The sequence below is a fragment of the Chryseobacterium sp. DZ-32 genome (genome assembly GCF_059587025.1).
Genome location: NZ_JCAIOM010000012.1, coordinates 141,915 through 152,850 on the forward strand (window position 1 = coordinate 141,915; position 10,936 = coordinate 152,850).

Below are 10,936 nucleotides of genomic sequence, written 5' to 3' on the forward strand. Positions count from 1 at the left end.
ACGCAAAGGTGCAAAGTTTTATCATACGTATTGTTTAATTTAAGACGCAAGGAAATCGAAGATTTCCAGCAAAATGAATCTAATAAATTTTATCATAGATAAAATCCTTGCGCCTTAAAAACTGCTGATATTTCAAAAAAATCTTGGCGCCATTGCGTTTTCTAATATTTTTTATTTAGCAAATACCGAAGATTTCTAATAAACTTATTTAAAAAGATCATTTGCTTAATATAAAAACAGCTTAACATAACTTAATTTGATAAAGGTGCCAATAATTTTGATACCTTTATTTTGCTTAAATAATCCGATGTCCGATTTACTTTTTAAAAATATCAGTCAATATATCAATCTTCCAGAAGAGGATTTTCAAAAGTTTGCAAAGCCTTTTGAACGCAAAACATTTAAAAAGAAAGAAGTGGTGCTCAAAGAAGGAGATTATTGTTTCTTTGAAGGATTTGTTCTGAACGGGTGTTTTAAAATCTATTATCTCAATGAAAACGGATTGGAGCAAACCTTATATTTTGCGGTTGAAGGCTGGTGGATTACGGATATTGACAGCCTCATCAATACCGTTCCCAGTATTCTCAATATTGAAGCCCTTGAAGACAGTGAAGTTTTGATGATTTCTAGAAAAGATAAAGAAAATCTGTATAAAACAATGCCGCAGATAGAAAAGCTTTTCAGAATCATGAACCAGAAATCTTCGGTAGCGTTGCAGAGAAGAATTCTTTCCTTAACGGGCAAAACAGCAGACAAACGATATCTTGAATTCCTTGAAAAGTATCCTGGATTGGAACAACGGATTACCCAGCAGCAGGTAGCATCCTATCTGGGAATTACCCATGAGTTTTTAAGCAAGATCAGAAAAAAATTATTGATTGACTGAAGGAATTTGATTGTTATATGAAAGTTTAACTATAAACCAATGTTTTACAGTGTTTTATTTCACCTTCATATAGAAGGGTTCAATCATCAGAATAGTTTTTATAAATCTATATCTTTTCGGAATTAGAAATTGAATTTTTCTTAATGTTTCTGGGCTTATTAAGAACGTTTCAAAATAAGCAAAACCAAGGCCAAAGTGATAAAAAACAGCTTTTTTTAAGCTCTTTGTGGTTTATCATGCTTATTTTTGCATGTCAAGTACAATAAATCATGAAGAAGCTCCAAGATATTCTTATCTCAACCAGGACAATGGCTGTATTGTTGCTGGTGTACGCATTCGCGATGGCTTATGCAACGTTCTTAGAAAACGACTACGGAACTCCTACAGCAAAAGCATTAATTTATGAGGCTAAATGGTTCGAACTGATCATGGTCTTACTGATTCTCAATTTCATAGGAAATATCGGAAGATACAGACTGTGGAAAAAAGATAAGTGGCCGGTTCTTGTTTTCCACCTTGCCTTTGTTTTTATTTTTATCGGTGGTGCCATCACCAGATACATCAGTTTCGAAGGACAAATGCACATCAGAGAAGGTGAGACATCCAACGAAATCGTAACCGATAAAAATTTCTTTAAAATTCAGATCGAAGAAAAGGGTGATGTACTGAATTATCAGGATGTTCCTTATCTGATGTCTCCGTTACACAAAGATTTCAAAGCAACTTATGACTTCCACGGAAAAGAAGTGAAAGTGTTTGCCAAGGAATACATCCAAAGAAAAAAAGACAGCCTTGTAGCTGAGCCAAATGGTGCTGAGTATCTTCATCTGGTTTCTACCGGAAATACCGGAAGACAGAATATTTACATCAAACCGGGAGAAACAAAATCCATCAACGGTACTTTGGTGACATTCAACAGAGCTATTGAAGGTGCTGTTGAATTTAAAAATGAAGGCGGAAAATTATTCATCAAAACTCCTGTAGATGCCAGCTATATGACCATGGCTACACAAGCAACAGGAACTACAGTGAAAGATGCGTTTCAGCCTTTGGCATTAAGAAGTTTATATACCATCAACGAGCTGAAGCTGGTAGTACCTGAAGGTCTTAAAAAAGGAAGACTGATGGCTATTGAAGGCGACAGAAAGAAAGATGCTAATGTTCCTGATATGCTTCAGATTGAGCTTCAGGGTCCAAAAACAAAACAAATTGTAGATCTTTCAGTTGAAAAAGGAAACCCGAATGCTTACAAGCAGGTTACTATGGACGGTTTAAACATCATGGTAGGTTTCGGACCTAAAGTATACAACACGCCTTTCGCATTGAAACTGGATGATTTCGTGATGGAAACATATCCGGGAAGTTCATCTCCGAGTGCTTATGAAAGCCACGTAAAAATCATTGACGAAGGTAAAGAAACTCCTTATAAAATCTATATGAACCACGTTCTTAACCATAAAGGATACCGTTTCTTCCAGTCGAGTTTTGATCCGGACAGAATGGGAACCGTTCTTTCTGTAAACCACGATTACTGGGGAACTTTGATTTCTTACATCGGATACGGACTTTTATTCCTTGGAATGTTTGTCATTTTCTTCTGGAAAGGAACTCATTTCTGGAAATTAAATAAAATGCTGGCTGAAGTGAATAAAAAGAAAGCAGCAGGTATACTTTTATTGTTCTTAAGTTTAGGTTTACATGCACAAAAAATCGAAACTCACGGAACTACCGACGGAAGCAGAGAACATATTCATGTGGAAGGAGACAATCATTCCCATGCTCCGGCACCGTCTGCCCAGCCGCTTGATGGCGCTGCTCCGAAGCAGAACTCTCTGGCAACTCCAATGGGAAAAATGAGAACTATTTCTCCGGACGAGATCATTGCAAGAAACAAAATCAGTAAAGAACATGCTGATAAATTCGGATATCTTTTGGTTCAGAACTTTGAAGGAAGAATTGTTCCTATCAATACAGAGGCAATCGATATTTTAAGAAAATTATACAAGAAAGACGAATTTAAAGGAACAGACGGAAAATCTCTTACAGCCAACCAATGGTTCCTTTCTATCAATACAGATACTCCGAGCTGGACAATGGTTCCGATTATTAAAGTAGGAACTAAAGGAGGTGATGAGCTGAAGAATAAAACAAAAGCAGATGAAGATGGTTATACTTCATTGATGAACCTTTTCCCTGCAGATGCAAACGGTAATCTTACTTATATTCTTGAGCATGATTACAATACCGCATTCCGTAAGAAACCGGCTGAGCAAACAAACTACGATAAAGAAGTAATTGCTGTAAACGAAAGAGTACAGATCTTTAATGAGTTCTTCAGCGGTCAGTTTATGAGAATTGTTCCTGTGAAAAATGATGCCAACCATACATGGCATTCATGGCTGGATCAGAAATTCGAACCGGATATGGAATCTCAGCAGGTAATGGGACCTTATTTTGCAGAAGCGCTTACGGCACAAAAAACCGGTGACTGGAGCAAAGCAGATGCAGAATTGAAAAAGCTTTCAGACTATCAGCAGAAATGGGGTAAAGCAGTTGTTCCTGCTAAATCCAAAGTAGATCTTGAAGTATTTATGAATAAAGTAGATATTAACTTCAAATTATTGATCTTCTACACGCTTATCGGTGGTCTTCTTCTGATCTTAGGTTTTGTTGAATTATTCAAATCAAATAAAGTATTAAATAAAGCAATTAAAGTAATCATTGCGATTGGTTTAATTGGATATCTGTGTCATTTCTTAGGACTTGTTGCAAGATGGTATATCTCAGGTCATGCTCCTTGGAGTAACGGATACGAAGCAATTATCTTTATCTCCTGGGTAGGTATTACGGCAGGTTTAATCCTGTACAGAAATGCCAATGCATTGATTCCTGCAGCAGGATTTATGGTAGCTGTTATCATGATGGGATTTGCCCATGGAGGTTCAGCTCTTGATCCGCAGATTACACCACTTGTTCCGGTATTGAAATCTTACTGGTTAATTGTTCACGTAGCTATTATTACATCAAGTTACGGATTCTTCGCGCTCTCCATGATTATTGCTGTAATCTCATTGGTATTCTATATTATCTCTAATAAAGAAACGTATAAAATTCACCACGATACGACATTGAAGGAACTGGTAATTGTTTCTGAAATGTCATTAACCATCGGATTATTTGCTTTAACAGTAGGAAACTTCTTAGGAGGAATCTGGGCGAACGAATCATGGGGAAGATACTGGAGCTGGGATCCGAAAGAAACATGGGCTTTCATCTCTATCATGGTATATGCATTTGTACTGCACATGCGATTAGTACCGGGATTGAGAAGCAGATGGGCATTCCACGTAGCAACAATGTTTGCATTCTGCTCAATGGTAATGACCTATTTTGGAGTAAACTATTACCTGAGCGGACTTCACTCATACGCAGCGGGAGATCCGGTACCTGTACCAGCCTGGGTATACATCGGAATCTCAACAATGATTATTTTATCAGCTGTTTCTTATATCAAGTTTAAAGCTTTAACAAAGAAGTAAAATACTGAACCTATAATTTAAAATCCCGGAATTCACTTTCCGGGATTTTTTTATTTCTATTGTTTTTAGCATTAGGGTCAGCTGTTTTAACGCTAAGGATCGCAATGATTTTGGGATACTAAATATTGTTCCCAAAGGCGTTTCACTCAGCAAAGAACTAGCGGTCTTAGCTAAACGAATTGGCTTTGCGAACAAAAATATAAGACATCCTAATAAATTAAACTTCCGAACTTTGCATTAGTTAAAAATTCCCGGATCCCGAAACTCGCACCTCAAAAAAATCAAAATTTATCATTCATAATTCAAAATTCATTACTATCTTTATGATATCAAAATAATATCAAATTAAAATTCAATCATGGAAAAAACATTAAAACCCATGTCGGGTTATCTTACATTGGTCATTTGCCTGGCCTTGTTTGTTGCAGCAGTATACTTCTTTGTGAGTGGAGTAGATCAAAGTATAGCCTATGTGGTTATCTCTATGCTTTGTTTTCTTCTTTCGTGCTTTTTCTTAAAAGGGTTAATGATTATTCAGCCTAACCATTCGAGAGTATTAAACTTCTTTGGAAAATATGTGGGAAGTGTAAAAGAGAACGGATTATTCTTTATCAATCCTTTATATTCATCACAAAAAATTTCTTTACGTTCCGAAAATCTGCAAGGTCAGACTTTGAAGGTAAATGATAAAATGGGTAACCCTATTGAAATTGCAGTTGTAATTGTATGGAAAGTAGGAGATACTTATAAAGCGGCTTTTGATGTGGAGCGTTATTCAGACTTTGTAAAAATGCAGAGTGAAGCAGCAGTACGTCATTTGGCGATGAGCTTTCCTTATGATAATTTAGAAGATGATCATGCTCCGATTACTCTGAGAGAAGGTGGAGATAAGATCAATTCTATTTTGGAACAGGAACTTACAGATCGTCTTTCAAAGGCAGGAATTGTGATTCAGGAGGCCAGGATTTCGCATTTGGCTTATGCTTCGGAAATTGCAGGTGCTATGCTTCAGAGACAGCAGGCAACAGCTATTGTAGCAGCAAGAACCAAGATTGTGGAAGGAGCTGTAGGGATGGTAGATCTTGCATTGAAAAAGCTTTCAGAAGAAAATATCGTAGATCTTGATGATGAAAGAAAAGCGGCAATGGTAAGCAATTTAATGGTGGTTCTTTGCGGTGAAAAAGCAGCAACTCCCATATTAAATGCGGGAACACTTTACAATTAAGAAGTGAACAATTAATAGTTAAATTTTAGTGCAGATAGCTTTTACACTAAAATAGTCAGAAATAATGTTAGAGAATTTAGAAAATGAAATCAGAAAAAGCTCAGAACTCTTCAGAAAGCAAAGGCAAAAAATCTTTTGTGATAAGGATAGATGAGTCTACTTATAAACTCCTTGAAAAGTGGGCCAATGATGACTTCAGAAGTGTGAATGGACAGATAGAATACCTGCTGCATCAGAGCCTGGTTAACGCGGGGAGAAAGAAAAAAGAGTAAAAGAAGGAAAAGAATTGACAATAATGGATCATATTTTTAGGAGCTAAATTCACGGAAATTATGATATCCCTCTTTTTTTGCATTGCAGAAAATATAAAAAAGACCTTGTTTTTTAGCTTTTCAATAAAAAAGTAACAATTCGGTTAATTTTCCACCAAAAAAGAAAGCAGAGAAATTTTCTCTGCTTTTTTATTGTATACAACTTTGGAGACTGTCTGCTCCAACGTAGAATATGACGAGCCAAATCAAGCCTTTAATGGTAAAGAACGCTAATCCTGCCCATCCCACACGCTTGAACCACTTTTTAAGCTTTGAGTTGTTTTCCTGTGAATTTTCCATTGGTGATTATCAAAATGATTACTTTACAAAGATAAGCATGTTTATAATTAGTCCAAATAAAAAGCCTGTTAAAAATTAAAGTTTTGAGGTTCACATAATATTTTTATCTTTAGAGAGAACGAAAAGTAAGATTTTATGTCAAAAAAAGTAAAAGATTTCGGAATCGAAAAAACACTCAGAAATCTTGGGATTAAAGAAGAGAACAAAGGGGCTTCAGTGGGCGGAAAATATTTCGCATCAGGAAAAGTGATAGAAAGCATTTCTCCTGTGGACGGAAAGTTGATTGCTAAAGTAAAAACTTCCGGAGAAAGTGATTATGACAAAGTAATTGAAACTGCTCAAAAGGCATTTCAGGAATTCAGGCTGATTCCGGCTCCCAAAAGAGGAGAGATGGTAAGACAGCTGGGCTTAAAATTAAGAGAATATAAAGACGACCTGGGTAAACTTGTTTCTTATGAAATGGGTAAATCATTACAGGAAGGTCTTGGAGAAGTTCAGGAAATGATTGATATCTGCGATTTCGCAGTAGGTCTTTCAAGACAGCTTCAGGGATACACCATGCACTCTGAAAGACCGGGACACAGAATGTACGAACAGTATCATCCGCTGGGAGTTGTTGGGATTATCACCGCATTCAACTTCCCGGTAGCCGTATGGTCCTGGAACACTGCATTAGCATGGATCTGTGGTAACGTTACCATTTGGAAGCCATCTGAGAAAACACCGCTTTGTGCTATTGCATGCCAGAATATCATGATGGAAGTTTTGAAGGAAAATAATCTTCCTGAAGGAATTTCAAGTGTATTGGTATCGGACCACGAAATCGGGCAGAAACTGGTAGATGATAAAAGAGTAGCGCTGGTATCTTTCACTGGATCTACAAGAGTTGGAAGAATGGTTTCTTCTAAAGTAGCTGAAAGATTCGGGAAGTCTATCCTTGAATTGGGTGGAAACAATGCGATCATTATTACAAAAGAAGCTGATATTGATATGTCAATTATCGGAGCTGTTTTCGGAGCTGTAGGAACTGCAGGCCAGAGATGTACTTCGACAAGAAGACTGATTATCCACGAAAGTGTGTATGATGAAGTGAAAACAAGATTGGCAAAAGCTTATGGCCAGTTGAAAATCGGAAATCCATTGGATGAGAAAAACCATGTAGGACCGCTTATTGATACTGATGCTGTAAACCAATACGAAGAAGCCATCAAAAAATGTAAAAAAGAAGGTGGAAAATTCGTTGTTGAAGGCGGAGTTTTATCTGGTAAAGATTACGAATCCGGATGCTATGTGAAACCTTGTGTGGCTGAAGTGAAAAACTCTTATGAAATTGTTCAGCACGAAACTTTTGCACCAATCCTATATCTGATCAAATACAAAACATTAGAAGAAGCGATCGCTATTCAGAATGATGTTCCTCAGGGATTGTCTTCTGCAATCATGACCCAGAATCTAAGAGAGGCAGAATTGTTCCTTTCTCACGCTGGTTCAGACTGTGGTATTGCCAACGTCAATATCGGAACATCCGGTGCTGAAATTGGTGGAGCTTTCGGTGGTGAAAAAGAAACCGGTGGTGGAAGAGAGTCAGGATCTGACGCGTGGAAGTATTATATGAGAAGACAAACCAATACTATCAATTATACCGCGCAACTTCCTTTGGCACAAGGGATTAAATTTGATTTATAAAAGCTTTACTTAAAGCACTCAAAAAACATAAAACTTAATAACCTGAATGATTAAACGCTTCATTTTTTGGATTATTTAATCGTTCATTTATTAAATCACACTACAAATTTATTATGGAACACACATTAGATATAAAAGCAAATAAAGTAAAAGAAACAGTAGGAAAACATGTGTTGGCAGACGGTTTCGATTTTGTGATGGATATTGAAAAGTCACACGGATCATGGCTTTATGATAAACTGACAGACAGAGAATACCTGGATATGTTCTCTATGTTTGCATCTGCATCTATCGGTTATAACCACCCTTATCTTGTTGAAAGATCAGAGTGGTTAGGTAGAATGGCTGTTAATAAACCTACTCTTGCGGATGTTTACTCAGAAGAGTACGCTCACTTCCTTGAAGTATTCGAAAGAGTGGTTATCCCTGAAGAATTACAATATGCTTTCTTTATCGAAGGCGGAACGATGGGCGTTGAAAATGCAATGAAAGCATGCTTCGACTGGAAAACCCGCAAAAACTTTGCAAAAGGATTAGACACTGAAGCAGGAATCTGTATTCATTTCAAACAGGCTTTCCACGGAAGAAGTGGTTATACTTTAAGTTTAACAAACACTGCTGATCCGAGAAAATACCAATATTTCCCGATGTTCAACTGGCCGAGAATTTTAAATCCCAAATTAAAGTTCCCGATTACAGAAGAAAACCTTGAAGAAACTATCAAAAACGAAAACCTTGCTTTACTTCAGATTGAAGAGGCTATTTTGATGAACCCCGATAAAGTGGCGTGTATCATCATCGAACCTATTCAGGCTGAAGGCGGTGACAATCATTTCAGAGACGAATTCCTGCTGGGATTAAGAAGAATCTGTGATGATAACGAAATCTTACTTATTTTTGATGAAGTTCAGACAGGAATTGCTATTACAGGGAAAATGTGGGCATTCCAACATTTTACAGCAAAACCGGACATTATTTCTTTCGGGAAAAAAGCTCAGGTTTGTGGTGTGCTGGCTAATAAGGAAAAATTTGATCAGGTTCCAAACAATGTTTTCAGGGAAAGTTCAAGAATCAATTCAACATTCGGAGGAAACTTTATTGATATGCTTCGTTTCCAGCTGGTAATGGAGGTGATCGAAAAAGAAAATCTTGTAGAAAATGCAAGAGTAGTGGGAGATTTCTTACTGGAAAGCTTAAAAGCTCTGGCAGAAAAATATCCTGAGAAAATTTCAAATGCAAGAGGAAGAGGGCTTATGTGTGCGATCGATCTGCCAACTGCAGAACAGAGAAACCACCTGATGAATGAGCTTTTCAATGACGGATTGATTATTCTTCCTTGCGGGGATCAGTCTCTTCGTTTCAGACCTCATTTGAATGTTACTAAAGAAGAAATCCAGCTTGCTTTAGACAAAATTGAAAACAATATTAATAAAATTTAAAATCCGGAATTTGTAATTTTAAAAAAAACATTGTATATTTAGATACTCAAACAATTAGAATATGGAAAGAAGTACGAGAGTATCAGTTTATGAAAGTGATAACCCTTCAGAAATTCAGTTGGTTAAATCTAAATTGGATGACGCACAGATTACAAACACGGTTGAAAATAACTATCTTACATTTACTACAACGCCAACAGCCACTTCGCTGAAGGTAATGGTAGATCTGGAAGATGAATCCAAAGCATTTGAAATTATTGATGCTTACCTTCAACAAAGTGAAAATCAATAAACAATTTCATAATTTTAAATTTTACTACTTCGAACCGAAAATTAATTTTAATTAATTTTCGGTTTTTTAATTGCAACCCATCAAAAAATAAATATTTCAAAGATTGAACGGAAAGCAGCAATTCTGATTTTAAATTCTTAAATCATTCAATCTTTTAATCAAATTTTATAACATGAATCCAGAGATTAAACTAAGACAAGCGGAAATTGAAGACAGAAACATTATTTGGAAAATCATCCAGCAATCCATTGAAAGAAGAAGACAGGACGGAAGCTCCCAATGGCAGAACGGATACCCTAATCTTGGAACGGTAGAAAGCGATATTGCGAAAGGATTCGGGCATGTATTGACCGTAGACGGAGAAATTGCAGTATATGCAGCCCTGATTTTGAATGATGAACCGGCGTACAGTACCATTGAAGGAGCATGGCTAAGTGATGGTGAATTTGTTGTGGTTCATAGAGTGGCTGTAGATGAAAAATTTGCCGGACAGGGAATGGTAAAGAAGCTTTTTGATCAGATTGAAGAGTTTACCAAATCCCATGGAATTCAGAGTATTAAAGTAGATACCAATCATGATAATATTGCCATGCTGAAAATTCTTGAAGGCAGAGGTTATTCCTATTGTGGAGAGGTTCTTTTAAGAGACGGGATGAGGAAAGCTTTTGAGAAGATTATAATTTAGGCAAAAAGTTAAATCAACTTTCATTGAATTTTTAAAACGTCCAGTATTTATAAACTCTATCGGGTTTGTTCGTTTGGTTCTGAACTAATTTCTACTTTTGTTCAAATTTTTATATTATGCACCAAAGTATAGAAATTGATGAAAAAATTTTTCAGGATGCCGTAAAATTTTATGGTACTGTGTTCAGCTTACCTCCTTTAGCATCAAAAATTTATTCCTACCTTCTTTTTGACTATGAGAAAGTAGGAATTACTTTTGACGAGTTCGTTGAAGTGCTCTCCGCGAGCAAAAGTTCTGTTTCCACCAGTATTTCATTACTACTGAATGCCCAGCTTATCGTAGACCATAACAAAATGGATGAGCGGAAACGGTATTTTTTCATCAATGATGAATACAAAAAAATACGATTCGAGAAAATTGTCCAGAAAATGCAGGACGAACTAAGACTATTAGATGATTTAAACAATTTTAAAAAAAGTAAAGACGATGGATACAATGAAAGAATAGAAGTTTACAAAGCACTCTTAAATAAAAACATAGAAAATATTCAGGAATCTCTTAATAAACTATAAA

10 protein-coding genes are annotated in these 10,936 nt (G+C 36.4%); 9 read left to right on the plus strand and 1 reads right to left on the minus strand.

Annotation, left to right across the window (positions count from 1 at the left end; genetic code table 11):
* The first annotated feature begins 307 nt into the window (after positions 1–307).
* From AC59HC_RS14970 to AC59HC_RS14985, 4 genes are all read left to right on the plus strand, one after another.
* Positions 308–886, plus strand: coding sequence for a Crp/Fnr family transcriptional regulator (locus tag AC59HC_RS14970; RefSeq protein WP_496558908.1), 579 nt, complete (start codon positions 308–310; stop codon positions 884–886).
* Positions 887–1,155: 269 nt separating this feature from the next.
* Positions 1,156–4,425, plus strand: coding sequence for a cytochrome c biogenesis protein (locus AC59HC_RS14975; RefSeq protein WP_496558909.1), 3,270 nt, complete (start codon positions 1,156–1,158; stop codon positions 4,423–4,425).
* A gap of 358 nt (positions 4,426–4,783) precedes the next feature.
* Positions 4,784–5,650 carry an SPFH domain-containing protein gene (locus AC59HC_RS14980; protein WP_079241549.1) on the plus strand — a complete coding sequence of 289 codons (867 nt, stop codon included), beginning with the start codon at positions 4,784–4,786 and terminating at the stop codon, positions 5,648–5,650.
* Between the two features lie 83 nt (positions 5,651–5,733).
* Positions 5,734–5,922 carry a type II toxin-antitoxin system antitoxin gene (locus tag AC59HC_RS14985; RefSeq protein ID WP_496558910.1) on the plus strand — a complete coding sequence of 63 codons (189 nt, stop codon included), beginning with the start codon at positions 5,734–5,736 and terminating at the stop codon, positions 5,920–5,922.
* Positions 5,923–6,111: 189 nt separating this feature from the next.
* On the opposite strand, the gene AC59HC_RS14990 is transcribed toward AC59HC_RS14985, so the two are convergent.
* The gene (locus AC59HC_RS14990; RefSeq protein WP_002979804.1) at positions 6,112–6,261 is read right to left on the minus strand and encodes an FAM210 family protein; all 150 of its coding nucleotides are present in this window, start codon (positions 6,259–6,261) and stop codon (positions 6,112–6,114) included.
* 135 nt (positions 6,262–6,396) lie between these two features.
* Between AC59HC_RS14990 and amaB the strand changes: the two genes are divergently transcribed.
* The 5 genes from amaB (at position 6,397) to AC59HC_RS15015 (ending at position 10,935) form a co-directional block, all read left to right on the plus strand.
* A complete protein-coding gene (gene amaB, locus AC59HC_RS14995; protein ID WP_496558911.1) occupies positions 6,397–7,947 on the plus strand; it encodes an L-piperidine-6-carboxylate dehydrogenase in 1,551 nt (516 codons plus the stop codon).
* A gap of 113 nt (positions 7,948–8,060) precedes the next feature.
* Positions 8,061–9,386 carry an L-lysine 6-transaminase gene (lat, locus tag AC59HC_RS15000; protein WP_202842420.1) on the plus strand — a complete coding sequence of 442 codons (1,326 nt, stop codon included), beginning with the start codon at positions 8,061–8,063 and terminating at the stop codon, positions 9,384–9,386.
* Between the two features lie 61 nt (positions 9,387–9,447).
* Positions 9,448–9,678 (plus strand): DUF2007 domain-containing protein, encoded by a 231-nt coding sequence (locus tag AC59HC_RS15005; protein ID WP_002979801.1) that lies wholly within the window; start codon positions 9,448–9,450, stop codon positions 9,676–9,678.
* A 172-nt stretch (positions 9,679–9,850) separates the two neighbouring features.
* Positions 9,851–10,363 carry a GNAT family N-acetyltransferase gene (locus AC59HC_RS15010; protein WP_496558912.1) on the plus strand — a complete coding sequence of 171 codons (513 nt, stop codon included), beginning with the start codon at positions 9,851–9,853 and terminating at the stop codon, positions 10,361–10,363.
* Positions 10,364–10,479: 116 nt separating this feature from the next.
* Positions 10,480–10,935: a hypothetical protein gene (locus AC59HC_RS15015; RefSeq protein ID WP_034694378.1), complete on the plus strand. Its 456-nt coding sequence runs from the start codon at positions 10,480–10,482 to the stop codon at positions 10,933–10,935.
* Position 10,936 lies beyond the last annotated feature (1 nt).

Excerpts from the sequence above, each read along its gene's own strand:
- AC59HC_RS14970 (WP_496558908.1), top strand. The coding sequence starts at position 308 with ATGTCCGATTTACTTTTTAAAAATATCAGTCAATATATCAATCTTCCA.
- AC59HC_RS14975 (WP_496558909.1), top strand. The coding sequence starts at position 1,156 with ATGAAGAAGCTCCAAGATATTCTTATCTCAACCAGGACAATGGCTGTA.
- AC59HC_RS14980 (WP_079241549.1), top strand. The coding sequence starts at position 4,784 with ATGGAAAAAACATTAAAACCCATGTCGGGTTATCTTACATTGGTCATT.
- AC59HC_RS14985 (WP_496558910.1), top strand. The coding sequence starts at position 5,734 with ATGAAATCAGAAAAAGCTCAGAACTCTTCAGAAAGCAAAGGCAAAAAA.
- AC59HC_RS14990 (WP_002979804.1), bottom strand. The coding sequence starts at position 6,261 with ATGGAAAATTCACAGGAAAACAACTCAAAGCTTAAAAAGTGGTTCAAG.
- amaB (WP_496558911.1), top strand. The coding sequence starts at position 6,397 with ATGTCAAAAAAAGTAAAAGATTTCGGAATCGAAAAAACACTCAGAAAT.
- lat (WP_202842420.1), top strand. The coding sequence starts at position 8,061 with ATGGAACACACATTAGATATAAAAGCAAATAAAGTAAAAGAAACAGTA.
- AC59HC_RS15005 (WP_002979801.1), top strand. The coding sequence starts at position 9,448 with ATGGAAAGAAGTACGAGAGTATCAGTTTATGAAAGTGATAACCCTTCA.
- AC59HC_RS15010 (WP_496558912.1), top strand. The coding sequence starts at position 9,851 with ATGAATCCAGAGATTAAACTAAGACAAGCGGAAATTGAAGACAGAAAC.
- AC59HC_RS15015 (WP_034694378.1), top strand. The coding sequence starts at position 10,480 with ATGCACCAAAGTATAGAAATTGATGAAAAAATTTTTCAGGATGCCGTA.